Origin of the sequence: Nitrospirillum iridis (genome assembly GCF_014205765.1) — a bacterium.
GTDB lineage: Bacteria > Pseudomonadota > Alphaproteobacteria > Azospirillales > Azospirillaceae > Nitrospirillum > Nitrospirillum iridis.
Genome location: NZ_JACIIZ010000002.1, coordinates 63,857 through 89,952 on the forward strand (window position 1 = coordinate 63,857; position 26,096 = coordinate 89,952).

Annotated in this window: 23 protein-coding genes and 2 pseudogenes; 11 read left to right on the forward strand and 14 right to left on the reverse strand. The window is 66.4% G+C overall.

All coding sequences use genetic code 11. From position 1 onward, the window contains the following. Positions 1-299 precede the first annotated feature (299 nt). The 4 genes and pseudogenes from FHS74_RS03280 to FHS74_RS03290 form a co-directional block, all read right to left on the reverse strand. Complete coding sequence (locus tag FHS74_RS03280; protein ID WP_184798221.1) at positions 300-1,139, reverse strand: IS5 family transposase; 840 nt, start codon at positions 1,137-1,139, stop codon at positions 300-302. Positions 1,140-1,607: 468 nt separating this feature from the next. Continuing rightward, positions 1,608-2,060: a transposase gene (locus FHS74_RS31270; protein ID WP_425491260.1), complete on the reverse strand. Its 453-nt coding sequence runs from the start codon at positions 2,058-2,060 to the stop codon at positions 1,608-1,610. Beyond that, a pseudogene (locus FHS74_RS31275) lies at positions 1,970-2,275 on the reverse strand (transposase); the annotation flags it as partial. The pseudogene FHS74_RS31275 and the gene FHS74_RS31270, both read right to left, overlap by 91 nt. A gap of 69 nt (positions 2,276-2,344) precedes the next feature. After that, positions 2,345-2,581 (reverse strand): hypothetical protein, encoded by a 237-nt coding sequence (locus FHS74_RS03290; RefSeq protein ID WP_184797450.1) that lies wholly within the window; start codon positions 2,579-2,581, stop codon positions 2,345-2,347. 532 nt (positions 2,582-3,113) lie between these two features. Here FHS74_RS03290 and FHS74_RS03295 point away from each other — a divergent pair. Both FHS74_RS03295 and FHS74_RS30875 read left to right on the forward strand, forming a co-directional pair. Continuing rightward, positions 3,114-3,671 (forward strand): annotated as a pseudogene (locus FHS74_RS03295) (transposase); the annotation flags it as partial. A gap of 113 nt (positions 3,672-3,784) precedes the next feature. Next, positions 3,785-4,390 carry a transposase gene (locus FHS74_RS30875; protein ID WP_343066846.1) on the forward strand — a complete coding sequence of 202 codons (606 nt, stop codon included), beginning with the start codon at positions 3,785-3,787 and terminating at the stop codon, positions 4,388-4,390. Between the two features lie 213 nt (positions 4,391-4,603). Here FHS74_RS30875 and FHS74_RS03305 read toward each other — a convergent pair whose 3' ends face one another. Further along, positions 4,604-5,230, reverse strand: coding sequence for a hypothetical protein (locus tag FHS74_RS03305; protein ID WP_184797454.1), 627 nt, complete (start codon positions 5,228-5,230; stop codon positions 4,604-4,606). 813 nt (positions 5,231-6,043) lie between these two features. On the opposite strand from FHS74_RS03305, the gene FHS74_RS03315 reads away from it, so the two are divergent. Beyond that, positions 6,044-6,688, forward strand: a complete 645-nt coding sequence (locus FHS74_RS03315) for a hypothetical protein (RefSeq protein WP_184797456.1) — start codon at positions 6,044-6,046, stop codon at positions 6,686-6,688. Continuing rightward, positions 6,685-6,966, forward strand: coding sequence for a hypothetical protein (locus FHS74_RS03320; protein WP_184797458.1), 282 nt, complete (start codon positions 6,685-6,687; stop codon positions 6,964-6,966). The genes FHS74_RS03315 and FHS74_RS03320 overlap by 4 nt, the downstream gene beginning before the upstream one ends. Before the next feature lie 9 nt (positions 6,967-6,975). On the opposite strand, the gene FHS74_RS03325 is transcribed toward FHS74_RS03320, so the two are convergent. Then, positions 6,976-7,878, reverse strand: coding sequence for a LysR family transcriptional regulator (locus FHS74_RS03325; RefSeq protein WP_184797460.1), 903 nt, complete (start codon positions 7,876-7,878; stop codon positions 6,976-6,978). A 269-nt stretch (positions 7,879-8,147) separates the two neighbouring features. On the opposite strand from FHS74_RS03325, the gene FHS74_RS03330 reads away from it, so the two are divergent. Next, positions 8,148-9,278 (forward strand): FAD-dependent oxidoreductase, encoded by a 1,131-nt coding sequence (locus tag FHS74_RS03330; RefSeq protein ID WP_184797462.1) that lies wholly within the window; start codon positions 8,148-8,150, stop codon positions 9,276-9,278. 11 nt (positions 9,279-9,289) lie between these two features. Here FHS74_RS03330 and FHS74_RS03335 read toward each other — a convergent pair whose 3' ends face one another. The 3 genes from FHS74_RS03335 to FHS74_RS03345 all read right to left on the reverse strand — a co-directional run bounded on the left by FHS74_RS03335 (position 9,290) and on the right by FHS74_RS03345 (position 11,181). Then, the gene (locus FHS74_RS03335; protein ID WP_184797465.1) at positions 9,290-9,673 is read right to left on the reverse strand and encodes a PIN domain-containing protein; all 384 of its coding nucleotides are present in this window, start codon (positions 9,671-9,673) and stop codon (positions 9,290-9,292) included. Continuing rightward, positions 9,670-9,903, reverse strand: coding sequence for a type II toxin-antitoxin system Phd/YefM family antitoxin (locus tag FHS74_RS03340; RefSeq protein ID WP_184797467.1), 234 nt, complete (start codon positions 9,901-9,903; stop codon positions 9,670-9,672). Before FHS74_RS03340 ends, FHS74_RS03335 begins: the two co-directional genes overlap by 4 nt. Positions 9,904-9,975: 72 nt before the next feature. Further along, complete coding sequence (locus tag FHS74_RS03345) at positions 9,976-11,181, reverse strand: citrate synthase family protein (protein ID WP_211106081.1); 1,206 nt, start codon at positions 11,179-11,181, stop codon at positions 9,976-9,978. 100 nt (positions 11,182-11,281) lie between these two features. On the opposite strand from FHS74_RS03345, the gene FHS74_RS03350 reads away from it, so the two are divergent. The 3 genes from FHS74_RS03350 (at position 11,282) to FHS74_RS03360 (ending at position 14,930) form a co-directional block, all read left to right on the forward strand. Next, entirely contained in the window at positions 11,282-12,646 is a 1,365-nt protein-coding gene (locus FHS74_RS03350) for a CoA transferase (protein ID WP_211106082.1), read from the forward strand. 88 nt (positions 12,647-12,734) lie between these two features. After that, positions 12,735-13,307, forward strand: a complete 573-nt coding sequence (locus FHS74_RS03355) for a hypothetical protein (protein WP_184797469.1) — start codon at positions 12,735-12,737, stop codon at positions 13,305-13,307. A 9-nt stretch (positions 13,308-13,316) separates the two neighbouring features. Then, positions 13,317-14,930 (forward strand): PepSY-associated TM helix domain-containing protein, encoded by a 1,614-nt coding sequence (locus FHS74_RS03360; protein ID WP_184797471.1) that lies wholly within the window; start codon positions 13,317-13,319, stop codon positions 14,928-14,930. 61 nt (positions 14,931-14,991) lie between these two features. Here FHS74_RS03360 and FHS74_RS03365 read toward each other — a convergent pair whose 3' ends face one another. Continuing rightward, positions 14,992-16,467, reverse strand: coding sequence for a methyl-accepting chemotaxis protein (locus tag FHS74_RS03365; RefSeq protein WP_184797473.1), 1,476 nt, complete (start codon positions 16,465-16,467; stop codon positions 14,992-14,994). A gap of 404 nt (positions 16,468-16,871) precedes the next feature. On the opposite strand from FHS74_RS03365, the gene FHS74_RS03370 reads away from it, so the two are divergent. Then, on the forward strand, positions 16,872-17,837 hold the full coding sequence (locus tag FHS74_RS03370; RefSeq protein ID WP_184797474.1) for an AraC family transcriptional regulator: 966 nt from the start codon (positions 16,872-16,874) through the stop codon (positions 17,835-17,837). A 138-nt stretch (positions 17,838-17,975) separates the two neighbouring features. On the opposite strand, the gene FHS74_RS03375 is transcribed toward FHS74_RS03370, so the two are convergent. From FHS74_RS03375 to FHS74_RS03385, 3 genes are all read right to left on the reverse strand, one after another. After that, positions 17,976-18,419, reverse strand: coding sequence for an acyl-CoA thioesterase (locus tag FHS74_RS03375; protein ID WP_184797476.1), 444 nt, complete (start codon positions 18,417-18,419; stop codon positions 17,976-17,978). A 116-nt stretch (positions 18,420-18,535) separates the two neighbouring features. Further along, complete coding sequence (locus tag FHS74_RS03380) at positions 18,536-20,173, reverse strand: AMP-binding protein (RefSeq protein WP_184797478.1); 1,638 nt, start codon at positions 20,171-20,173, stop codon at positions 18,536-18,538. A 218-nt stretch (positions 20,174-20,391) separates the two neighbouring features. Then, complete coding sequence (locus tag FHS74_RS03385; protein ID WP_184797480.1) at positions 20,392-22,050, reverse strand: metallophosphoesterase family protein; 1,659 nt, start codon at positions 22,048-22,050, stop codon at positions 20,392-20,394. A gap of 452 nt (positions 22,051-22,502) precedes the next feature. Between FHS74_RS03385 and FHS74_RS03390 the strand changes: the two genes are divergently transcribed. Then, positions 22,503-23,795: an outer membrane beta-barrel protein gene (locus FHS74_RS03390; protein ID WP_184797482.1), complete on the forward strand. Its 1,293-nt coding sequence runs from the start codon at positions 22,503-22,505 to the stop codon at positions 23,793-23,795. A gap of 36 nt (positions 23,796-23,831) precedes the next feature. Beyond that, the gene (locus tag FHS74_RS03395; RefSeq protein ID WP_184797484.1) at positions 23,832-24,281 is read left to right on the forward strand and encodes a septal ring lytic transglycosylase RlpA family protein; all 450 of its coding nucleotides are present in this window, start codon (positions 23,832-23,834) and stop codon (positions 24,279-24,281) included. A gap of 115 nt (positions 24,282-24,396) precedes the next feature. Here the strand turns inward: FHS74_RS03395 and FHS74_RS03400 are convergent, their stop codons facing one another. Next, positions 24,397-26,052 carry an ankyrin repeat domain-containing protein gene (locus tag FHS74_RS03400; RefSeq protein ID WP_184797486.1) on the reverse strand — a complete coding sequence of 552 codons (1,656 nt, stop codon included), beginning with the start codon at positions 26,050-26,052 and terminating at the stop codon, positions 24,397-24,399. Positions 26,053-26,096 lie beyond the last annotated feature (44 nt).

The window sequence follows — 26,096 nt, forward strand, 5'->3', positions numbered from 1 at the left end:
ACATGGACTCTATGCGGTTGCGGCTCATGTATCTCAGGAGGCCGCAGGCGATGGGGGGCGTCGGTTCGATCTGGGCTGAATAATGGGCTGAACACTGCGGGCAACCGGGGCTATCCGGACCTTGTCGCTGTCATAGTCTTTGCCCACCGGTATTAATCTGGGGTTGGCGACATCAAAGTCGAACAGGTTTGGCCCAGCCTGGGGGGAGTGTCGGGGGTGATGTTGCTCGCAACCTCATCAAACTCCACCAGAAGGGATATGGCCACGCCGGCTTCCTTAAAGTCCGTCCGCGAAGTTCCCTATGACTTTCTGTGTCTTGCGATCCTGCGCAGCAGGAGCCGGATCAGGGCCAGGCGCAAGAATGCCAGAGACATCCGGGACAGGTTCTCGAAGTCTTTGGCGAGACGGCGGCAGCGCCCCAGCCAACCGAAGGTTCGCTCGACAATCCAGCGCTTGGGCAACACCTCGAAGCCTTTGGCGGTGTCGGACCGCTTGACGATTTCCAGATGCCACTCCCCCAGTTCCCGCACCGCCGCCGTGGCGGCTCCCTGGTAACCGCCATCGGCGAAGACCCGCTCGACAAACGGGAACAGGCGACGGACCTCCTTCGACACCGGCAAGGCGCCGTCGCGATCCTGGATATCGGCCGGCTGGATGTGGGCGGCCAGGATCATGCCGAGCGTATCGACGACGATGTGGCGCTTCTTGCCTTTGACCTTCTTGCCAGCGTCGTAGCCGGACGGATCGATCCGCGCCCCCCTTTTTTCCGCGCCCTTGACGCTTTGGCTGTCAATGATCGCCGCCGTCGGGCTGGCTTCCTTTCCCGCCAACTCCCGCACCTCGACGAACAGCGCGTGATGGAGGCGGGCCAAGGTGCCGTCCCATTCCCAAAGACCAAGATATTCGTGCACGGTGCTCCTGGGCGGCAGAACCCTGGGCAGCGCACGCCACTGGCACCCGGTCATCAGCACGTGGAAGACGCCGTTCAATACCTCGCGGATGTTCACCGTTCGCTGTCGACCGCCACGCTTCGCCGGGGGGATCGGCGGTTCCGCGGGCGCCCACTCTTCGTCAGTCAGGTCGCTGGGATACCGCAGCCCATGCCGCTCATAAACCTGCCGGTTTTCTTTCGTCCACATGCGCCCCTCGAAATCGTTTTCGAGGGCCATGGAATCACAACTGATTCATGCGGCTCAAGAACCTTCCGGACGGGCTCTAGGTGGCAGCGGTAGTCATATTATTCCCTCATTATCAATAAAGTAACAAAGCCAGCCAATAATAATAAAAAAAGTATTTTTCGAACTAAAGGTATTATTTTTTCGAGTCTCTTCTTTCTTTGTGGGTCAGATAATATTACGGATAACGAGTAAACAACCCACCCAGCCCCCATCAAGGAAACCGGCATTGAAATAAAAGAATATACAATGGCATTTGGAATACCAAGGGCATTCAGATGAGAATGTGGCCAAATATCAATCCAAATAAGCGAAAATATCGGCGACACCATCGCTAGGCATGCCAAAATATCCAGAATTCGCCTCAAGATACCCATCCATAGAACATCATTTCATTCTTATCTTTCCCTAAGCGTCCGTCCGCGAAGTTCCCTATGACTTTCTGTGTCTTGTGATCCTGCGTAGCATGAGCAGGATCGGGGCCAGGCGCAAGAACGCCAGAGACATCCGGGACAGGTTCTCGAAGTCTTTGGCGAGACGGCGGCAGCGCCCCAGCCAACCGAAGGTGCGCTCGACAATCCAGCGCTTGGGCAACACCTCGAAGCCTTTGGCGGTGTCGGACCGCTTGACGATTTCCAGATGCCACTCCCCCAGTTCCCGCACCGCCGCCGCCGTGGCGGCTCCCTGGTAACCGCCATCGGCGAAGACCCGCTCGACAAACGGGAACAGGCGACGGACCTCCTCAACACCGGCAAGGCGCCGTCGCGATCCTGGATATCGGCGGGCTGGATGTGGGCGGCCAGGATCATGCCGAGCGTATCGACGACGATGTGGCGCTTCTTGCCTTGTGGCCTTCTCGCCCGCGTCGTGGCCGGACGGATCGATCCGCGCCCCCCTTTTTCCGCGCCCTTGACGCTTTGGCTGTCGATGGTCGCCGCCGTCGGGCTGGCTTCCTTTCCCGCCAACTCCCGCACCTCGACGAACAGCGCGTGATGGAGGCGGGCCAAGGTGCCGTCCCATTCCCAAAGACCAAGATATTCGTGCACGGTGCTCCTGGGCGGCAGATCCCTGGGCAGCGCACCCCATTGGCACCCGGTCATCAGCACGTGGAAGACGCCGTTCAATACCTCGCGAATATTCACCTATAATTGAGTAACGAGAACCTGCGTTTAAAAGGCAAATGTATTAGTCTGCAGCGCGACACTAATTGCATAGGGATTTTCCAGAGTGACAGATACAGAAAAATTAGCCGAAATAGCATCAAGCTGAGCACCGGCATTGATATTTCGAATACCTAAGAGCTGGTCTGGCATAAATCCATTACGGATTTGATCGACAACCCAAGTGAATGCAGCAGAAACAGTATAACCATCTGGGAATACGATCTTTATTAACTTAAACGCCAATCATCTTCATGACAATAATTAGCAAACACATGATAACAGCGGGAATAACCAGAGCTATCTTGAGCGTATTCTTTCCATATAAAGATCCGACCTTACAATGATCCACTGAGTTGACTCGGAATGCGCACCAAATGGATGAAACAACGCACGGAAACAATGACACCATCATAAGAAAAATAAAAATAGGCATCCCCATAAAATTCCATCGAAAACCAATAAAAATCGAAAACATGCCAAATATAAATGGCGCCGGCATAAAGATTAATGCAAGAATATCGATTAATTTCTTCATCTCATCATCACCCCTAGCCTGGATAATTCACCAGGGTTGGCGGGCGTGGGCTAAGGCCCTGGAATCACGTAGGATTCGATTGCTGAGGCCGAACCTGCTGTTTCCGGAGCGCCATGCCCGCCGACGTTGATCCTACCCTGCCGCTGCCGGGCCTGTCACCGGTCTGCGGCAAGCCCGTCATCGCCCGCTTTGACGGTGGGCGGTTGTCGTCGGACGGCAGGCGTCCTGCTTCTGGCGGAGGTGGAACGCCGGCTGGGGATCGCCGAACGGTTGGCACGCTGCATCGAAGACCCGCGCGCGCCGGAGCGGATCGTCCATGGGTTGGCCGAGATGGTCCGGTTCCGCGCCTTGGCGATCGCGGCGGGCTATCCCGACGCCAACGACTGCGACCGGCTGCGCCAGGATCCGGCGTTCAAGATGGCGGTTGGCCGCCTGCCGGAGACCGAGGGCGACCTGTGCTCGCAGCCGACGATGACCCGGCTGGAGAACCTGCCGGGCACGGTGGCGCTGAAGCGCATGATGGCGGCCATGGTGGAACTGTTCTGCGACAGCTTCGCCGCCGTTCCCCGCCGCATCATCCTGGACATCGACGACACCGAGGACCGGGCCTATGGCCAGCAGCAGTTGTCCCTGTTCAACGCCCATCACGACAGCCGCTGCTTCATGCCCATCCATATCTACGAGGCCGTCACCGGCAAGCCGGTGGCGGTCTTCCTGAGGCCGGGTAAGACGCCGGACGGCACCGAGGTGGCCCTGGTTCTGCGCCATGTGGTCCGCGTCCTCCGCGCCCGCTGGCCACGTGTCGACATCCTGGTCCGGGGCGACAGTCACTATGGCCGCCCCGAGGCCATGGCCCTCACGGTCGCTCTGCGACCGTGGCCTTCGGCACGGGTGACGCGGCTTCGCCGCGGGTGCGAGCGTCATCGGGTCGGCTATATCTTCGGCCTGGGCGGCAACAAGGTGCTGCTGCGCAGCGTGGCCGCCGAGGCCGAACAAATCGCCCTGGAGCGCCTGGACGCCGCCGCCGACAAGACGCGGCGCTACGCCCAGTTCCGCTAGCCGCCAAGTCCTGGAAGACCGAGCGCCGCGTGATCGCCCGCATCGAAGCCTCATCCCAGGGTGTGGACAGCCGCTTCATCGTCACCAACCTGACCGGTCAGCCCAAGGCATTGTACGAGAAGGTCTATTGTGCCCGGGGCCAGGCGGAGAACCTGATCAAGGCCCACAAGCTGCACCTCGCCTCCGACCGCACCTCCTGCACCAAGGCGGAGGCCAACCAGTTCCGCCTGCTCATCCACACCGCCGCCTACTGGCTGATGCACAGCCTGCGGGGACTGGCGCCGAAAGCCTCCTTCTGGCGCGACGCCCAGTTCGACACCCTGCGCCTCGGCCTGATCAAGGTCGCGGTCCGCGTCCGCGAGTTGGCCACAAGGATCAAGGTCGCCCTGCCCCCAGGCTTTGCATATCAGCAGGGCTTCTCGGCACTCGCCACCCGTCTGGCCTCAATGCCGCCGTGAGCGCCGGGGCGACGTGCCCCCCCCCCAGAACCCTTCCCCGTCAACTCACAAGCCCCGCACCATCGCGCTCCCCCAGCGGGGGGCGGTGGGTAACGCACATCCTATGCGCGAACTTGCGTCACCAGCATGAGCCGGGCAAATCGGGGCGGTGAATTATCCAGGCTAGGTGGCCGGTATGGCCGCTACTTATCGGGCGATTGATCGCTCAGAATTTCATGACACCGATAATATACGTCGCCCAACCACATCCCATTTGTTTTCATTAACCTTCAGAAAGACAATTCCGTTACTCCCTCCTATGCCGTCTATTTCGGCGACACTATAAAAAATCAACGCCTGTGTCCCTTCGGAATTGACGATTGGATCGGTGACTTTTACTTCCAAGGGGCCATAGCTTGTAAAATATGGAGCGACAGTTGGCGTGTAGAATTTGTAGCGATCACTCAAGAGGCTACCTACTGGGCGTGTCTTCTTGTGATCTTGAATACAATGTTTCACCAATGACCTGTACGGGGTGGAATATGATAAGTGAATCATCTCCGCTGCTGGCGATTTTCCTTTCCAACCTATTTTCCAGAAATCACTTTTCTCTTTTAGGGGGACGGTCTCGAAATTTCCGTCGCTGCCCTTGTCCAGAACCAAAGGAAAAATTGGGGCATCGTTAGAAAGGATGTCAGTTAAATGAACTGTTCCATAGAGGGCGGCATATGCAATATCGAGCCGTCCCTGGCACTTCTCATTCGACGTATTCGCAGATTTGGGCTCGCCCGATCGCGCATGCGAATGATTCAATATTATAATATAAAGCACTGACATAACAACAAAAAATCGCAGATTCATGATATATCCACCATTATGGTAAAAATACTGATGGCTTATGTAGAGAGCCACCAGCTGTGTTGGCAGCCGCCTCATCGCTTGCGGCTGTCATATGACAAGTGGCGTTAAGGGCGTGACCAATTCCATGGAATATACCGTATTGGGCGCCAGACTCCTGGTAATCTTTCAAAAATACGCTCTGGTATCCATTCTCAGATGATGTCCCGAACGGCGTCCCCGGCGCCATCCCGGCCGGAGGGGGCGCCCGATAGCGCTTGCCGCAGCACCGACAACGCCCGCCGAACAACTCCACCCGCGTCACCACCGGACGGATCACCGGAAGGTCGATGTGAGGTTCTGGACAGCGGTCAGCGGCAGTTTGTTGGCGTAGAGCTTAAACCAGGCGGGGTGGCCGTGGCACTCCATGGCGGCCCGCAGGTAGACCTTGCCCACGCCCTTGATGCCGCCGACTGGATTTGTCCTCCCTCACTCCCCCGCGCACTCCCTTAAATACCCGCGCAGCCAGATCAGCCCCGGGTCGCGGTCGAACTGGTAGTGCCACTGCATCATCTCGGTCATCACCGGGAATTCGATGGGGGCGGGCAGGACGCGCAGGGGTAGGTGCTGGGCGTAGAGGTGGGCGAGCCGGTGTGCATGGTGCTGATCAGGTCGGTTTCCACCTGGATGGTGGGGACGGAGGAGAAGTCGGGGGCGACGGCGCCGAGCCATCCCTACCTCTTGCGTGTAGCCCGCTTGCCGGTCTGCGGCCACGCCATATTTGATGGGGGCCCGGAACTATTTATCGCCGGGCGGGCGGAGGACGGGAGAGTGCGGATGGCCGATACCATCATTGTGGCCCATCGCTGGCTGAAGGATGACGCCATGGCCCTGTTGCTGAACGAGGCCAATTGCGATTTCGCGTTGCTGAGCCAAACATCCGACCCACAACGCGCCCGCATCCTGGTGGCGGGGCTCTGCCTGATCCGCCGGAGCGACACGTTCAGGCTGGCCTTCGAGAGGGAGTTGGACGGCTTTCGTCACAAGCCCGGCTGGGGACCATTCTATTCCTGGATGATCATGACCAAGTTCCAGGTCACCCAGGCCCCTGACGAATGGCCCTTCGTCCTGACGGACCGGGAGTTCGATTACCACGCCACCAAGAATTTCGGCGGGAAGATGCCGGATGTCCAAGGCATCTACAATCCGCCCAGCTTCTACTCCGCCCTGGCGCAGGATATTTTCGCCGTGGGCGCGGGCGTCGTCGTCGGGGCCGCCGTCACGACCATATTGCCGGAGGTGGCGGGGGCGGCCGCTCTCAGCGGGGCGGCGCTGGGCTCCGCGACGGCGCGGGCCACCGTCTCGACCGCCTTGGGGGCGATCACAAGCCACCTCATGCCCGGCGGCGCTTGGGATGCCGCGCGCCTGGGGCGGCTGTGGCCACGGTATATGAACGAGTACAGCCGGCGGATGATGCGATGACCCTCGTGACCCTTCGCGGCTGGGTTGGCCGTCATGGCCAGTGGTTCATCCTGCTGGGCGGCCTGCTGGCGTTCTTCGCGCAGGCGGACAAGCGGTATGAGGTCGCCACCCTGGGCATGGCCGCCGCAACCCTCGGGGCGTGGGGGCTCCTGCTGGCGGCGGACCTGCCGGGCAATCGCTGGGGCCAACGGCGATCGTTTCTGAAAATCATGCTGGTGTTGTGCTTCGCCCTGACGCTGCTGGGCGCCGGGCTCACGGTGGCGGTGCGTCCGGCCTGACGCCGCCCCTCACTCCCCCGCGCACTCCCTTAAATACCCCCTCAGCCAGATCAGCCCCGGGTCGCGGTCGAACTGGTAGTGCCACTGCATCATCTCGGTCATCACCGGGAACTCGATGGGGGCGGGCAGGACGCGCAGGGGCAGGTGCTGGGCGTAGAGGTGGGCGAGCCGCGTGTGCATGGTGCTGATCAGGTCCGTCTCCACCAGGATGGTGGGGACGGAGGAGAAGTCGGGGGCGACGGCGCCGATGCGGCGGGCGTAGCCGTAGCGGTCCAGGAACCATTGCTCGAACGCCGGGGTGCGCTTGTTGCCGATGACCACCACCACGTGGGCCATGTCCAGGTACTGCTCGAACGACAGGGTCTCGCCCACGTCGGTGTTGCCCTGCCAGACGACGCAGCTGTGCGTCTCGTGGAACAGCACCTCCTTGGGCTGGTCGCTGGCCAGATAGTCGTTGGGGGTGATCACCAGGTCCACGTCGCCCCGGTTCAGTCGGTCATGCACGGCGTCGGCCACGGCGCTGATCTCCAGCCGCAGGCCGGGGGCCTCGCGCCGCAGGCGGCGGATGGCGCGGGCCAGCACCACCTCGGTGATGTAGTCGGAGGCGACGATGCGGAACACGCGCTGGGCGGTGGCGGGGTCGAAGGTGGGGCGGGCCTCGATGGTGGTCTGCACCCGGATCAGGATGTCGCGCACCGGCTCCACCAGGGTCAGCGCCAGGGGGGTGGGCACCATGGTGCGGCCCACCATCACCATGATTTCGTCCTCGAAATAATCGCGCAGGCGGGCCAGCGCCCCGCTCATGGCCGATTGGCTGAGGTGCAGGCGGTGGGCGGCGCGCGACACGTTGCGCTCCTCCAGCAGCACATCCAGCGCCACCAGCAGGTTGAGGTCCAAACGGCGGAAGCGCATGGCGTCCATCCTCCCAAGTTTATTATTTCAAGCGATAGCTCGCCGCATTTTGGTACGACAAAACCGATAGCTGGTCGACGGTTTTGATGTCGCGGGCGGCGTGCCCGCGCCAATTCCAGCTATTGGTGGCGCCGATGGGCGGCATCGGAAAATACGCCTCAAACCATCGCCGCCCGCCGCCTTACCGTGGCCGCCATAACAACGCCTTTGGGAAATCCGGGCCTTTGTCGGCTCCGGTCCCTTGAGGGCTTAGGGGAGGGGAGGACGGCATGTCGGTGGAACCGGTGAAGGCGGTGCTTATCGTGGGCGGCGGCATTGGCGGCCTGTCGCTGGCCTCGGCCCTGCGCGACCGGGGCCTGGATGTCGACCTGGTGGAAATCCAGAAGGAATGGACGGTCTACGGCGTCGGCATCATCCAGCAGTGCAACGTCGTCCGCGCCATGGCCGATCTGGGCCTGGTGGACCGCTACCTGGACGCCGGCTTCCCGTTCGAGAGCGTGGGCATGTACACCGCCGACGGCCGGCTGAAGGCCATGATCCCGGGGCAGCGCCTGGCCGGGCCGCGCTATCCCGCCAACCTCGGCATCTCCCGCCTGGCGCTGCACCGGGTGTTGAGCTCGGCCGTGCTGGAGAAGGGCACGCGCGTGCGCCTGGGCACGACGGTGGCGCGGCTGGACCAGGACGCGGCCGGCGTGAACGTCACCTTCAGCGACGGCGCCACCGGCCGCTATGACGTGGTGGTGGGGGCGGACGGCCTCTATTCCAAGGTGCGGGGCCTGGCGTTCCCGGAGGCGCCGGCGCCCCGCCACACCGGCCAGTGGGTCTGGCGCCACAACTTCCCCCGCCCGGCGGAGATCGACCACCTGGCCACCTTCTCCGGCCCGGACGGCGCCGCCGGCCTCCGTCCCCTGGCGGCCGACCTGATGTACCTGTTCGTGACGTCGGTGGAGCCGGGCAACCCCCGCATGCCGGCGGACCAGCTGCACACTCTGATGCGCGACCGCCTGAAGGGCTTCGGCGGCCTGATCGGCACCCTGCGGGACCGGATCACCGACCCGGCGCAGGTGGTCTACAAGCCGATGGAGGTGCTGATGATGCCCGCCCCCTGGTACCGGGGCCGCGTGGTCATGCTGGGCGACGCCGTGCACGCCACCACCCCCCATCTGGGCCAGGGCGCCGGCATGGCCATCGAGGACGCCCTGGTGCTGGCCGAGCTGCTGCCCCAGGCGGCGGCGCTGGACGACCTGCTGGCCCGCTACATGGCGCGGCGGTTCGAGCGCTGCCGGTTCATCGTCGACAGCTCCATCCTCGCCGGCGAGTGGGAGATGGCCCGCCGCCAGGACGTGGACCGGGTGGGCCTGGTGAAACGCATGCTGGAGGTGACGGCGCAGCCGGTGTGACGGGGGGGAGGCTACCACACCCGTTGGACGACACCGTCGAAGACGGCATCGGCTGAAACCAAGGGCAGCTTGTGGTGTGTCGCGGTCGCCGCCAGAAGGCGGTCGAAGGGGTCGCGATGGGCCCAGTCCATCAAACCCGCCGCGATGCACACGGCGGGTTCAACGTCGGCGACCAGGCCGCCTTGCTCTTCCAACAGGCTGGGCAGCCGGGCGACGAACGGGGCCATTTCGGGCCATTTGCCCAGCCTTACCTTCTGAGCGATCTCGAAGAAGGAAACCGGACTGACGAAGACGGCGTCGGCCTTTTCCATCGCGGCCCGCGCCGCCGGGGACAGGCGCGGGTCACGGCCCAGGCTCCATGCCCAGGCGTGCGTGTCGAGCAGGATGCCTGTCACTGCCCGCCTTCCCAAAGGTCGAGGTCGTCGTCCGCCAAAGGCTCGAAGAAGTCGGGACCGGATCCCAGCTGCCCTTCAAGCAGCCCGATCTTGAAGCCGCTTCGACTGATCGGAACGATGCGGACGACGGGCTTGCTGCCCTTCGCGATAATGATCTCCTCACCCTTGAGTGCTGCCTCGATCAGCTTGGAAAGGTTGGTCTTGGCCGCATGAATGGTGACTTGGCGCATCATCGCCTCCCGGCAAAATCGCCTTCCGGCAAAGGATCAATTTAGCCAACCATACGGACTTAGGCAAGTTAGCTAACCGCCCGGTTGCGGCCCGGTGTACAGCGCGCGGGGGCGGATCAGGTGGGCGTCGGCGCGCTGTTCCAGCGCGTGGGCGATCCAGCCCAGGGAGCGGCCGAGCGCGAACAGGCCGAAGGCGCTGCCGGGCGGCAGGCCCAGATGGCGGCGCAGCACCACCAGGGCGTGGTCGATGGTGGGGGGCTGGCCCACCAGGCGCTGCGCCTGTTCCATCACCACCGCCCAGGCCGGGCGCTGGGGCAGGATATGGGCCAGCAGCGCGGTGGCGCGCGGGTCACCGGCCGGGTACAGCGGGTGGCCGTAGCCGGGGATGTCGTCGCCCCGGGCCAGGCGCTGGCGCAGCCGGGCGGCGGTGCCGCCGTCCGCCCCCACCTCGTCCCACAGCGCCTCCACCCGCGCCGTCAGGCCGCCGTGGCGGGGGCCGCTCAACGCCGCCAGCCCGGCCAGCACGGCCGCCCGCAGGCTGGCGCCGGTGGAGGCGACGCAGCGCGCCGTGAAGCTGGAGGCGTTCAGCTCATGGTCGGCGCACAGCGCCAGGGCCATGCGCACCAGCTCCGCCCCGTCCTGGTCCAGGTTCCACGCCGTGGCGCACTGCGTGTGGATGGGGGCGTCCCCGGGGGCGGTGCCCAGCAGGCAGGCGGTCAGCAGCCGCACCAGCGCCGCCGCCCCCTGCGCCGGGCGGCCCGGCCCCCGCTGCCACAGGGCGGTGTCGGCGTCCTCGCTGGCCAGGGCCAGCAGGGGCAGCAGGGCCTCCTCCGCCCGCCGGCCATGGAAGGCCGCCTGGGCGGCGGCGAAGGCCGGGGGGACGAGGGGGGCGGGGGTGCCGAACGCCTCCCTGGGCGGCACCTGCCACAGCAGGCCCGCCACCTCCTCCACCGTCGCGCGGGCGGCCAGGGTGGGGACGTCGTGGCCCCGGTACTGGAGCCGCCCGTCCCGGATCAGGGTGATGGCCGATTCCATCACCGGCAGGCCCCAGTCCAGCGTCGCCTTGGCGATGTCGCGCGGCCGCCGCCCCCGCACGCGGGACAGGGCCAGCCGCTCGACCTCCGCCGCCAGGTAGCGGCTTTCGCGAGTGTCGGGTGCCGGCTGGGCTTGCAGCAGGCCCCGGCTGACATAGGCGTACAGCGTCGGGCGGGAGACGCCCAGCCGGGTGGCGGCCTGGGCGGCGGTCAGCAGGTCGGGGATGGGGGCGGGGGTCTTCATGTTGATCATCTCAATCCATGTTGAATAAGTTAATCAACATTGACGATCAATGTCAGTGGTTCATCGTCACGGCATCCCGATTTTTTGATGGAATCGCCCCATGATGACCGCACCCGACCGCACGTTTCTCGACACCTTGTGGCAGGCCCTGGGCGGTGCGGCCGGGGAGGCGGCGCGCGTCACCCTCACCGGCGCCGGCAGCCTGCCCTCCGTCTTCCCGGTCAGCGACCTGGCCGTGGCCTCCGTCGCCGTCGCCGGCCTGGCGCTGGGAGACCTTATGGACGGGGGGCAGGTGACGGCCGACCGGCGCCTGGCGTCGGCCTGGTTCGCGTCCTCCCTGCGGCCCCAGGGCTGGACCCCGCCGCCGCCGTGGGACCCGGTGGCGGGCGACTATCCGGCGGCCGATGGCTGGATCCGCCTGCACACCAACGCCCCGCACCACCGCGCCGCCGCCCTCTCCGTCCTGGGCGTGGCGGGGGAGCGGGAGGCTGTGGCCCGGGCCGTCGCCGGCTGGACGGCGGGCGCGTTGGAGACGGCGGTGGTGGCGGCCGGCGGCTGTGCCGCGGAGATGCGCGGCGCCGATGCCTGGGCCGCCCACCCCCAGGGCCGGGCGGTGGCGCGGGCCCCCCTGCTGACCCTGGAGGCGGCGGGGCGGGGGGCGCCGGTGGATTGGACCCGGCATTCCGCCCGGCCGCTGGCCGGCATCCGCGTGCTGGACCTGACCCGCGTGCTGGCCGGTCCGGTGGCCACCCGCTTCCTGGCGGGCTACGGCGCCCAGGTGTTGCGCCTCGACCCGCCGGACTGGGACGAGCCGGGCGTGGTGCCGGAGGTGACGCTGGGCAAGCGCTGCGCCCGGCTGGACCTGAAGCGGCCGGACGGCCGGGCGGTGTTCGAGGCGCTGCTGGCCCAGGCCGACGTGCTGGTCCATGGCTACCGCCCCGACGCGCTGGCCCGCCTGGGCCTGGACAGCGCGCGCCGCCGGGCGCTCAACCCCGGCCTGGTGGACATCAGTCTGGACGCTTATGGCTGGGCGGGCCCCTGGGCCGGCCGGCGCGGCTTCGACAGCCTGGTGCAGATGAGCTGCGGCATCGCCGAGGCCGGCATGCGGCGGCAGGGGCGCGACAGGCCCACGCCCCTGCCGGTGCAGGCCCTGGACCACGCCACCGGCTACATCCTGGCGGCCATGGCGCTGCGCGGCCTGGCGCATCGGCGGCGGACCGGCCAGGGCACGGCGGGCCGGACGTCGCTCGCCGCCACCGCCCGCCTGCTGATGGCCGGCGGGGAAGGAGCGGCGGATGCCGTCCCGCCGGCGCCTGAGACGCCGGCCGATTGGGCGCCGGGGGTGGAACACACCGCCTGGGGCCCCGCCCGCCGCCTGGCGGCACCCCTGACCGTCGCGGGCGTGCCGCCGGCCTGGGACCGGCCGGCGGAACCGCTGGGCGCCAGCGCCCCTACCTGGGCCTGACGGTCAGGGGCCTGACATTCTCAGTTGCAATTGCGAATTACTCTTATTTATAGTGCCGGACGTTTTGGGATTGGGCGCAGGCGGCGGCATGGGTGCGATCGGCGGGTTTCTGGGGGGATTGGTCCTGACGGCGCTGGGTGTGGCCCAGCTGCGGCGGGTCTGGGCGTCGGCGGAGGCGCCGCGCCGGCGCACCTTGCCGGGCTGGGGGCTGATCCTGGCGGGTTTCGCCGGCTGGCTGACCGTCGCCGACGCCGACAAGGCCATCGTCATCGGCATCCTCGCCTTTTCCCTGGTGGGCTATGCCGTGGTCGCCCTGGGCCTGGACCGGCGCCGCCGGCCGCACCGCGCGCCCAAGGCTCCCGTCACGCCGCCCCCGGCACCGGCCGGCCGGCGCGGGGTGACCGTCCTGCGCGGTGCCGCCCGCACCCTGCTGGCGGGGCCCTTGGCGGCGGTGCTGGGCATGGCGCTGGCGGCCCTGGTCGCGGTCCGCGCCGGTGGGCTGGAGGTCAACCGGTTGGTGGCGGCCGGTTTCATCGGGCCCATCGTCTGGGGCCTGGCCATGACCTGGGCCCTGGCCGATGCCCGCCTGGCCCGCGTCGGCCTGCTGCTGCCCCTGATGGCGGTCGTCGCCGTGGCGGCCGCCTGGCTGGCCCGGGTCTGAGGAGAGATCATGCTGAAGCACATCGCCGCCCGCGTCCTGGCCCGTCGTGGCAAGCCCCACCAGGCCCGCCAAACCCAGGTCCAGGCCCAGGGCAGGGGCGGCGGCCTGGTCCAGTCGTCACTGGCGGGCCATTCCGCCCTGGGCCTGGCGCTGGGCGCGCTGATCTACATCGTCTGCCTCACCGGGACCATCGCCGTCTTCGCGGAGGATCTCGGCCGCTGGGAATGGTCCGGCATCGGGGAGACGGCCAGCCTGCCGACGGAGGTGGTGGACGCCGCCATGGCCACCGGCCTCGCCCGCGCGGCGGAGAAGGCCGGTGGGGTGGACAAGGTGACGGCGCTCTACGGCATCCTGCCCCGGCCGGACTGGCCCCACCTGGAGGTGATGGCCTACACCGCCGAGGGGGAGATGGCCTGGCGGGCCGGCGCCGACGGTGTCCTGGCCGAGACCGCGACCCAGGACTGGACGCGGGTCATCGGCGATGTGCACATGGAACTGACTCTGCCCGGCCTATGGGGCGGGCTGGCCGTGGGCGTCGTCGGCATCGCGCTGCTGTCGCTGCTGGTCTCCGGTATCCTGGCCCATCCGCGCATCTTCCGCGACGCCTTCGCCCTGCGCCTGACCGGCGCGCGGCGCCTGGGCCTGGCCGACCTGCACAACCGCCTCAGCGTCTGGGGCCTGCCCTTCCACATCGCCATCACCGTGACCGGCGTGCTGTTCGCGTTGGCCAGCCTGATGATCCTGACCGTGGCCCAGGTGGGCTACAAGGGGGACCTGAACCGGACCTACGCCCCCCTGACCGGCCCGGTGGTGCAGGCCGACGCGACCCCGCAGCCCTTGCCGCCGCTGGCGTTGCTGCGGAGCCAGGTGGTGGACCCCGATCCCACCGCCCCCCGCGTCTCCCGCTTCTTCTATGTCGAGCGGCCGGGCACCCAGGGCCAGCGCGTCCTGCTGGACATGACGCGGGGCGACGGCCTGACCCAGGGTGACCGCTTCTACTTCGACGGGACGGGTAAGGCGCTGCGCCCGGCGGGTTTCTTCGACGGGCCGGTGGGGATGCGGGTTTATGGCGCCGCCTTGGCCTTGCACTGCGCCACCTATGGCGGGCTGGCCATCCGGCTGGTCTACGGCGTCCTGGGCCTGGCGCTCAGCGTCATCACCGCCACCGGCTTTTCCATCTTCCTGGCCCGCCGGCGTGACCGGGGCCGGCCGCTGCCCCGGCTGGAACGGGCCTGGGCGGGCGTGGTGTGGGGCGTGCCTCTGGCCGTGACCGCCTCCGCCGCCGCCACCCTGGTGCCGGGCCTGGCGCATGAGACGGTCTATCTGCGGATCTTCTGGGGCCTGGTGGTGGCCCTGCCGCTGCTGTGCCTGCCGCTGGCCACGGGGGAGCGGGCCTCACGCGCCCTGCGCCTCGCCCTGGGCCTGGCCCTGCCGCTGTTGGCCGGCGCGCATGCCTTGGGCCTGGGCGCCGCTGGGGGCCCGGGCGCCGCCGGCCCCGTGTCCGCCGCCGCCCTGGTCATCGACCTGGTGCTGGCGTTGATCGGCGCCGGCTTCGTCGCCACCGCCGGCCTGATCGGCCGCGGCAGCCGGACCTTGGCCGCCCGCGCGACCTCGGCCCCCTGACAAGCTGTCGAACTGACAAGCCGCGGTGCGGCGGGGGACTGGCCCCCCGCCGCATCCCGGCTCAACGCGCCAGAACGCGCGCCGCTTCCTTGGTGGAGGCGACGGCCTGACCCACCTGGTCATTGGCCGCCGAGATCTCTCCCAGGCTGCGGGTCACCGACTCAACGGAGTTCGCCATCTTCTGCATGTTCGATGACATGTCGCGGGTGACGGCGCTCTGTTCCTCCACGGCGCTGGCGGTGGAGGTGACATACTCCCGTACCGTGCCGATGGACTGGCGGATGGCGTTCAGGGCCCCGACGACATCGCCCGACACCGCCTGCATGCCCTCGATCTCGTTGGAGATCTTCTGTGTCGCGTTGGCGGATTGGTTGGCCAGGTTCTTGACCTCCGTCGCCACCACGGCGAAGCCCTTGCCGGCATCGCCGGCGCGGGCCGCCTCGATGGTGGCGTTCAGCGCCAGCAGGTTGATCTGGCCGGCGATGGCGCGGATGACGTCCACCACCCCCTCCATCGAGGTCGCCACCTCCGCCAGCCGCTGGGTGGCGGCGTCGGCCTTGGTCGCCAGCTCGGCGGCGCTGTCGGCCGCCATCCGCGACTGGGACATGCTCTGCGAGATTTCACGGATGGAGGCCGCCAACTCTTCAGCGCTGGATGCCATCATCTGTACCGCCCCCGATGTCTCGCCGGCGGCGTGCGCCGCGTCGCTCGACTGGCGGGTCGATTGCTCGACGGCCTTGTCGATCTCCCCGAAGTTGTCGTCGATCAGCACTTTCAGATCGTCCAAGACCTTGATCTGGCGGGTGATGTCGGTGGCGTACTTCACCACCTTGAAGGGTTTGCCGTTGAGGTCGAGGATGGGGTTGTAGCTGGCCTCGATCCAGACTTCCTTGCCGCCCTTGCCAATGCGCTTGAACTGCGCCGCCTGGAACTCGCCCCGGCGCAAATCGTCCCAGAATTTCCGGTAGTCGGCGCTGTCGCGATAGGCCGGTTCCACGAACTGGCTGTGGTGCTTGCCCTTGACCTCGGCCAGGGTATAGCCCAGCGCCTTCAGGAAGTTGTCATTGGCGTCCAGGACGGTGCCGTCCATGGTGAATTCGATGACCGCCTGCGATTTCCGGATGGCGTTGATCTGGCCCTGAAGGTCAGCATATTCCATCTTTTGCGCCGTGACGTCGGTGGCGCATTTCAGCACCTTGAAGGGCTTGCCGTCCGCGCCCAGAACGGGGTTGTAGCTGGCCTCGATCCAGACTTCCTTGCCGCCCTTGCCGATGCGCTTGAACTGCGCCGCCTGGAATTCGCCCCGGCGCAAATCGTCCCAGAACTTCCGGTAGTCGGCGCTGTCCTTGTAGCCGGGCTCGACGAACATGCTGTGATGACGTCCCGTGACCTCATCCAGGCGGTAGCCAACGGCCTTCAGGAAATTGGGGTTGGCGGTCAGGATGGTGCCGTCCATGGCGAATTCGATCATGGCCTGGGCTTTGCCCAAGGCCGCCAGGCTCGCCACCGACTCCCGATCACGCTTCAATCCGAACATGCTGCACACTCCAAGTCGCTAAGACGTCAGTAAGATTTGGCGGGGCATGGTCTTCGTACGGAAACGACCAATTTCCCTCTGTCTGAAGTCATTTCTACCGTTAATGCGTTAATGCAGTCTTTATGGCTTTCGGTTTGATCATAAGAAAACGCCTTTATGACCAAACGGATAGGTAAATTTCCCTTCTCATTGCCTTGATTGGCGCGCCATCGGCATTTTGAATTTTGACCTTCTACTATATCGCCAGAGTCTCCCTGATGCTTGGCCGCCGCTGCCTGGCTTTGGCGGACAGCGCCATTTGATCGGGGAAATAGGATAGGGTGGCCTGTCTTTAAGGTATTGAAGCTCTTGTTCCGCTAAGGTCGCCGCCATCTCGCCGTGTGACGATGGAAAGGGAGGGGCCGATGCCGCTTGATAGACACCTCGCGTTCCGCGCCTCCACCGTCGATGAGGCCATCGGGTCCGCCGAAGCGCGGCTGGGTGTCCGCGCCCTGCGCGCGCCGGTGCCGGCGACGCCATGCGCCACCCACGCCAGCCATCGCGCCCTGCCGGTGGGTGAGCTGTGGTTCTGCGCCTATGGTTTTCCGGTCACGCTACGGTTCGGTGAGGGCGACTATTTCCGCGTTCAGGTGCCCCATGCGGGCGCCGGCCAGACGCGCGTCGGCGGCGTCCAGGTGTCGTTGACCGGAACGGCGGGTTGTATCTCGGCGGCCGAGGCGGAGATCGACTTCGCGGCGGATTTTCAGCAGATGGTCTGGCGCGTGCCGATCGCGGCGCTGGTGCGGAAACTTTCCACGCTCACCGGCGACGCCGTTGGCACCCCTTTGCGTTTCGACGCCTCGATCGACCTGGCTTCGGCGGGCGGGGCCCATCTGCGCGGTATCCTGTCCTGTCTCGCCGACGTGGCGGATGGCCCGCAGGGCCCGGGTGCCGCCTTGGTGACGGCGGAACTGGAACAGGCCTTGGCGACGTCCCTGCTGGTCGCGTGCCGGCACAACCACAGCCATCTGCTGGAGGGGCCGGTGTCGGGTGCGGCCCCCTGGCAGGTCACGCGGGCGGAGGACTATATCGAGGCCAACGCGGACAATCCGATCACGCTGGACGACATCGTGGCGGCCACGGGCGCCAGCGCGCGCAGCGTGTTTCGCGCGTTCGCCCAATATCGGGATTACACGCCCATGGAATTCCTCAAGCGCACGCGCCTGCGGCGCGCCCACCGCCTGGCCGAGAGCGGTGGCCCCTTGACCGTCACGGAAATCGCCCTTTCCTGCGGCTATGGCGACCTCAGCCGCTTCAGCAAGGATTTCCTGACCGCTTTCGGCGAAACGCCATCCACGGTGCTGCGCCGGCATCGCGGCGGCGTCAGTTGATCCCCGTGACGGGCCGGTGACGGGGGCGGCCTGGAGCAGATCGCCCGAAGGCGGAATCGCCTTTGGGCGTGAAGCTGCTCGCGGACAGACTCAGCTATAGCCGGCTGTGGTTCCGATTAAACACAGCCGGCTATAGGGTCAGGCGTCCGGTGGCGCGATCATCATGCCCCGCAGGATGGCGGCCACATCCTCCGGGATCGGGGTGGGCCGCCGGGTGGCGTTGTCGACATAGACATGGACGTAGTGCCCGGCGGCGGCCGGCGCGTCCTCCTCATTGCGGAACAGCGCCAGTTCGTAGCGCACGCTGCTACGCCCCATATGCGCCACCCGCACCCCCACCGTCACCCGGTCGGGAAAGGTGATGGGGGCGAAATAGCGGCACTGCGTTTCCACCACCAGGGCGATGGCCGTGCCCTTGTCCGGAGCCAGCACGCCCTTCTCGATCATGTGCTGGTTCACCGCCGTGTCGAAATAGCTGTAGTAGACGACGTTGTTGACGTGGCCATAGGCGTCGTTGTCCATCCAGCGGGTGGTGATGGGCTGGAAGTGGCGATAGTCGGCGCGGCTTTCCGGGGTGCTCATCAGGCGATCTCAGGCGTAAGGGATGGGCATCCCTCAGGAAATACCTGTGAAGACGGCGACGGCGCCACCGGTTTCGCCGGGGCGCCGTTCCGATTCTTCACGCCGTGGGCGCTATTTCAGGCCGCCGTGGCGGCGGCCTTGGCCCGTTCCTCGGCCACCAGGGGCTGTTTCCACAGCTTGCCCACGGCGGTCTTGGGCAGCAGGTCGCGGAACTCCAGCGCCACGGGTAATTCATGGCGGCCCAGCTTGTCGGCCAGGAAGGCGCGCAGCTGCTCCAGCGTGAAAGGCTCCGCGGCGGGACGCAGGGTGACGAAGGCCTTGGCGCTTTCGCCGCGATAGCTGTCGGGGATGCCGATGACGATGACCTCCGCCACGGCGGGGTGCTCATAGATCGCCTCCTCCACCACGCGGGGATAGACGTTGTAGCCGCCGGACAGGATCATATCCTTGCGCCGGTCGACGATGAACATGAAGCCGTCCTCGTCCAGATAGCCGATGTCGCCGGTGCGGAACAGGCCGTCGACGAAGGCCTCGCGCGTCTCCTCCGGCTGTTTGTAATAGCCCTGGGTGACGTTGCGGCCCTTGATGCAGATCTCCCCCTTCTCATTGGGGCCCAGGCCCTTGTGCGGGTCGGTCAGGTCGCGGATCTCGATGGTGATGCCCGGCATGGGGATGCCGGCGGAGCCCACCTTGCGCTTATGGGGCGGGGTGATGGTGCCGGCGGGGCTGGTCTCGCTCATGCCCCAGCCTTCCAGGACGGGCCTGCCGGTCGCCGCCTCGAACTCATGGGCCAGTTCCACCGGCAAAGGCGCGCCGCCGCTGCCCACGAACTTGAAGCTGGAGAAGTCGATGTCCTTCACCCGGGGGGAGGAGGCGATGGCCCGGTGCATGGTGGGCACGCCGGCGAACAGCGTGGGCTTGTGTTCCTGGATGCTGTCCAGCACGGCGTCGGTGTCCCAGCGCGGGTGCAGGATCATGCAATAGCCGTTGCGCAGGGCCCGCACCATCAGCGTGTCCAGCGCATAGATGTGGAACAGCGGCAGCACCACCAACAGCCGTTCCTGCCCCGGCGTCAGGCCCAAGAAGCGGCTGAAGGTGTCATAGGCGTCCGCCGAGGCGCTGAGGTTCTGGTGGGTCAGCATGGCGGGCTTGGGCAGGCCGGTGGTGCCGCCGGAGAATTGCAGGGTGGCCAGATCGTTCAGGCAGCGCGTGGGCCAGCCGGCGGCGGGCGCCTCCGCCGGCGCCAGCAGGGCGGTGAAGGGCAGGGCGCCGGCGGGCAGCGCCTCGGGCGGCAGTCCCTTGCCGGCGAAATCGGTGGGGCCGGCCACCACCAGGCGCACGCCATTGGCCAGCGGCAGCTTGTCCAACAGTCCGGCGAAGCTGACGATCAGGCGGATGTCGGCCTTGGTCTGCTTGTGCGTCAGTTCCCGTTCCGCGTCCAGCGGGCTCAGGGGCACCACCACGCCACCCGCCTTCAGCACGGCGTAGAAGGCCAGGACGAAGTGGGGGGTGTTGGGCAGGTGCAGGCCGACATGAACGCCGGGGCCCACGCCCATCTTCACCAGGTTGGCCGCCACACGGTCCGCCAGGGCGCCGAAGGTGGCGAAGTCCATGGTCTGGCCCATGCAGATCAGGAAGGGGTTGGCGGGCCAGGTGGCCACGGCGCGGTCCAAATCCTCCACCAGGGTGGGCAGGGCCGGCTGGCTGTCCCACTGGACACCCGGCGGATAGGACTTTTCCCACAGCATCGTCATGGCGATGGTCTCCTCCCGTTATGCGCCCGCCTTCATGCCGAGGCGGGGTTGGTGGGTGCCATGCTTTCATGGGCGGCAGCCCTTTGCCAAGGGGCATGGTTGGTTCGCGGCAAGACCGCGCCCCGGCGAGATATCCCCGCCCCGCCGAAACGGGACGGGGATATCGCCTCCAGACCACTGTGTTACCCGCCGAATGGCCAGCCGGCTGGCGCCTGGTGTCAGGGCAGGATCGGCATCATCACCGTGGTGTTGGTCTCCGGATCCAGCGTGTAGATGAACCCGCCCATGACCACAGCGGTTTCCGCGTCCAGGATGGAAATGGTCATGGTGTTGGCGCTGGGGGGAAGGGTGGGGTTGTACTCAGCCGGGCCGTCTGTTTGCACCGCGGTGGTGTTCCCCCCGCCAACCGGCTGGGCCGCCGGCCCGATGGTCAAGGTGCCGCCACCACCGACAGAGAGGGTGCCATTCATATAGATGTTCAGGCTGAGGCTCTGCGCGCCACCATTCGTGGCCAGGGTCAAGCCGCTGGGCTGACCCGCCACGGCGGACTGGACCTGCAGGGCATTCACGTAGGTGAGGTCGGCGACCGCCACCGATTGCCCATCACGCAGGATGGCCAGGTGATCGTACAAGGCCCAGGACCAGTGCGACTTTGATTTGGAGGGCGGCGGCGCGGCCCAGAACTGGACACTGAGCATGGTCGAACCGACCAGGATGATTTGAAAGCCGTAAAGCCCGGTCGTCTGCGCCTGCGCGCAGTCGGCGGAGAAGCCCAGCGATGAGCTGTCCGCCGCGCCGATGGCCGGGAAGCTGGCTGGGTCTTCCGGCGATCCGCCAACGCCGTTGACGATGTAGGGTATGGGCGATTGGGTCCCGTCGCAGTAGTGCAGGCGCTGGTACGCATGGACGTGGCCGGAGAGCACCAGATCGACATTGGCTTGGGCGCTGGCGGCCACCGTGTCGAAGAATTGGAAATAGCCCGTGCTCGAATGGCCGCCATACTGCTTACCCGATGTGGTGAAGGGTGGCTGATGAGCGAAAGCGATGTTCCAGGCGGGGGCCGCCTCCTCCGCCTGGGCCAGGCGAAATGCACTCAAGGTCTTCATAAACCACTGCACCTGGGGGGAGGCGTCAATGTCGATGGTGAGGTCAGCCTCGCTTGCCCCTGGGTGGATGCGCTTATTTCCGCCAGCAAGGACCAGTGTCCCCAGCGCTTGCTCATTGGGGTCGTTGCTGAGAGCAAAGATGTTGACAGGCGCTTCATCGAGGGGGAGAGCGTAATATCGAATACATGGAGCCTCGAGAGAAATATCGGTGTAAGGCGGATCGCAGGTCGGCACAGGGGAGTAGGGATTATTGGGAAGGCATAGACCGGAATATATGCTCTGATATAGGTCGTCACCATTCATCATGTAGGTGGTGCCGAACTCTGATGATGTCATTCTGGTTTTTTGCTTCCACCAGTCGTGATCGCCTATGACCGGAAAGAAATACATGCCACTAGCGAATTTGCCCGTCTCTGGCCAGAAAGGCTTCGCGACCGTTGCCGACAGGTCGATGTATTGGGCATAGAGGTCGCTGACGGCAGCGACATAATCCTGAGCCGTGCCGGGCGTCTGCTCACTGCCATCTTCCGGGTAATAGACCTGGTCGCCCAGCGACAGGATATAGGATGGCAAATCACCATCGCCGCCTTGGCCCTGCGACAGCGGCAGCCAGGAGGTCATCTGCTGGGCGACAGCGGCGGCGGCGGTGGGATGGACTCCATTACCACCCGATCCGAAATCGCCCACGGCGCCCAATTGACATTGCAGTGTCCCGATGAAGGGGGCGGCCTCGTTCGGATTGCTTGGTATGCTTGTCAAAGTGGAAGACATTATAGACCTCTTTTCGGTTGCCGCCCGTTTCTTAAAGCGCGCTGCGCTAATGAAGCGCGTCCTTCACCGGGGAATGGGGCGCGTATTGCACAGCAGTATTTGTGCCAAGAAATGATATTTTAATATCAATGGTTTATGATCGATGGCGCGTCATTTGGGCTGGTGGGGGGCACGTCGGACACGTCGGGCATTACCTTGGGACAATGCCTGGGAGATGGGGCCCCATGCCTGGTGCCAGCGGCAGGGTCAGCGAACGGTGTCCGCCGTGAGCTTCGGGAAGCGCCACAGTGTAAGCATCGGGTTTACAAGTGGAAGTGATGCGATAGGGCGGCCCGAGTTTAACTTTTTTTATTTTCGTCCGCCTGCTTTCACATCGAACTTTAAGGTCGCCCTGCCGTCTCTTGGCGCGACGCCGGCACCCCGCCGGAGAGAAGATCAAGAGACGCCTTGCCATGTCGCACTCCATCCAATCCACCATTCCCCGCCGCCGCGCCGTCCGCGGCGTCCGCGTCGCCTCGGCGACGGCCGCCTGCGCCCTGATGCTGGCGGCGGGTGCCGCCCGTGCCGATGACGCCCCGGCCGGCGCGCCCGCCGGCATCACGTTCAGCGGTTTGGTGGAAGCTGGCATCACCGCCGCCGACCATGGGGCCGATCGCGGCCCCAACTACGGCCACCTGTTCACCGACCGCACCGACCAGCTGGTGCTGAACCAGGCGGTGGGCACCATCGCCAAGGATGCTGGCTCCGGTGACGAGTTCGGCTGGGGCTTCAAGCTGCAGGGGATGTATGGCACCGACGCCCGCTACACCCATTTCCTGGGCGAGCTGGACCGAAGCATCGGCGAACGCACCCAACTGGACATCGTCGAGGCCAACGTGACCGCCCACATCCCGCAGGTGGCCGGCGGCAGCCTGGACCTGAAGGTGGGGCAGTACGCCTCGCCCCTGGGTGCTGAGACCATCGTGGCGTCCAGCAACCCGCTGTACAGCCACAGCTACATCTTCAACTTCGGCCTGCCGTTCAAGCACACCGGTGCCCTGGCCACCCTGCACCTGTCGGGCGGCATCGACCTGTATGGCGGTGTCGACAGCGGCGTGAACACCAGCCTCGGCAAGGACGGGGACAACAACGACGCCTGGTCCGGCATCTTCGGCTTCGGTTACGCCAATGCCGACAGCACGGTCACGCTGGTGGCCTTGACCCATGTCGGGCCGGAGAACGCCAGCACCAAGGCTCCCCTGGGATTGGCCCATGCCAATGATGAGGCGCGCTGGATCAACGATGCCGTGCTGACGGTGAAGCCCAACGACAATCTGACCCTGATCACCGAACTGAACTACGTCCGCGACGACCTGGTGAAGGCGGAGGCGTTCGGCGCCGCCCAGTACGCCACCTGGAAATACGACGATGCCCTGTCGCTGACCCTGCGGACGGAGCTGTTCCGCGATGTCCAGGGCTTCTATGTCTCCGCCTACCAGGGCAACCAGGACTATGTGCTGGCGGAGGCCGGGTGGCCGACCCGGGCGCCGGTGCTGTCCGCCGGCCAGGGGGCCACATATCTGGCCCTGACCGCCGGGGTGACCTGGAAGCCGGCGGCCAGCCTGGGCTGGGACGCCCTGCCCGATGGCCTCGCCTTGCGGCCGGAGGTGCGTTACGACCGCTCGCTGGGCAACGCCCGGCCCTTCGCCGGCGACCAGGGGCAGACGACCTTCGGTCTGGACATGCTGATCCCCTTCGGCGGCTGAGCCCGAAGATTTCCACAACAAGGACGGTGAAGTCCCATGAGGACGCATCGATGGGGTTGCCTGGCGATGGTGGCGGGGTTGGCGGCGACGCCGGCGTTCGCGCGCGATCACCTGGCCCCGGATAACGGGTCGGTCGGGGGCGGGCAGGTGGGCCGGGCCAGCTGGTACGGCCGGGAACATGCCGGCCACCGCACCGCCAGCGGCGAGGCCTACGATCCCGAGGGCCTGACCGCCGCGCACCGCACCCTGCCCCTGGGCACGGTGATCGAGGTGTCGGCCCATGGCCAACTGGTCAAGGTCCGTGTCAACGACCGGGGGCCCTTCGTGAAGGGCCGCGTGCTGGACCTGTCGGCCGCCGCCGCCCGGGTGTTGGGCATGGATCGGACCGGCACGGCCATGGTCCGCATCCGCCCCACCGGCGCCGTCTGTCCCGCCAACCGGCCCTGCGACCCGGAAACCCAGGTGGCGACGGCGGAGGCGCCCTGACAGCTTGGCGTCCTTACAGTGGGAAAACTGGCTTACAGTGGGAAAACTGGGGGCCGGCGGGCGACTGCCGGCCCCGCTTTTCACAGGGCCCCGGTTTTCGCTGGGGCCTGCCTTTTCACTGGCTAACGACGCTGCCCAGCAGGGCCTCCGTCACGTCTTCGGAGAACCACTTGCGCTGGCCGTCGATTATGAGTCCGCCCTTGCCATCGGCGGGGGCTCTGGCCACCGGCATGCCGTGGGCCAGCAAGGAATGGGCGCAGGCCACCCAATCGCCGCTGTCCTCCGGCAGGTTCAGCGAGGCCCAGGACAAGGTGCCGCTGACATTGTCGCCGAAGCCGTGCGCCTCCGTCCAACGGGCGCCGTGATCCAGCAGGAACCGCGCGAGATCGGCATCGCCCCGGAACACGGCGTGGTTCAGGGCGGTGGCGTTCCAGTCGCCGGCCGTGACGGTGAGGGGCCAGCCCAGGCGGACCATCAGCTCGATCGCCTCGCCACAACCCGGTTGCGCCGCCAATTCCGGCAGGATGCGGAGCTGGGCGTCCGACAAGGCGCCGGGCAGATCCGGCTGCCGAGCCTGTATGGCCCGTGCCGCCGCCTCGTCTCCGCCGGCGCAGGCGGCGACGAACTGGTCCTCGACGGACAAAGCCTCGCCGCCACCGGCCTGACGCAACACATCCGCCACCGCCGTCAGGCCGAACCGCAGGGCCGCCGCATAAGCGCTCGTTCCATCCGGCGCCGACGCGGCGACATTAGCGCCCGCTGCCAGCAAGGCTTGGACGCAGGCGGGGGAGCGGCGGCGGTGGATGGCCCAGAGCAGGGGCGAGCCCCAATCGGCCGTGGGCCGGCCGCTGGCTGGTTCGTTGGCGTCGCCGCCCCGGACCAGCAGCAGGCGCAGGACCTCGGGCGCCTCCCAATCCAGCACGCGATACAGGGCGTTGGAGCCGGTGACCCGGGCGCCCGCCTTCAGCAGCAGATCAACGCAATCCGGGCTCTCCAGGGCATGGTACAGCGACTCCCCGTCGTTGGGATCGGCGCCCGCGTCCAGCAGCAGGGCGGTCAGCCCGGAATCGTGGTTCTGGCCGGCGGCACCGTAGAGGGCGGACAAGCGCTCCGTCTCCGACGGCTTGTCCGCGCTTGCCGGCGGCCAGCGGTTGCCCACCGACTGGTTGGGGTCGGCACCGGCTTCCAGCAGGAGACGGGCGCAGGCCCGCAGGCGCCCGGCGAACGCCGGCAGCCCCACCAGGCTGGAATGGGTGACCGCCACCAGGGGCGGCAGCTTCAGGGGGCCGCCGGGGCGGTTCACCCAGGCGGGGTCCTGGGCGATCGCCGCACGCACCCGGTCGACGTCGCCGGTGGCGCAAGCCAACAGGGCATCGCCGGCCAGCAGGTGCGGGGTCTCAGCCAGCAGGCGGACGGCGGCGGCCGGGCGCGGGCGGCGCATTGTGCCGCTGATGTCGCCGGCATAGACTAGACGTAGCCACTCCAGCACCGCGCCCGCCCTGTCGGCTGACGCGGCGCGGCGGGTGGTGACGAAGGCGTCCAGCTCCGCCCAGGACGGGAAGCCGTATTCGCGCGCCAGGCAGGACTGGGCATCGTGCAGGCGCAGGTTCAGGGCGGCGATCTGGGAATCGTCCTTGCCCATGGCGGCCGGCAACGCGCCACGGAAGCGGGCCAGGGCGGCGTCGTCGCCGCGCCGGTAGGCCGCCAGCAATTCCTTGGCCTGGCGTTTCAGCTGGTCGATATGGGGATGGTCGGGGAGCGGCTTGGTCATGGGCGAACCTCCGTGCATGACATGCCGATGACCCGCAAATCCGG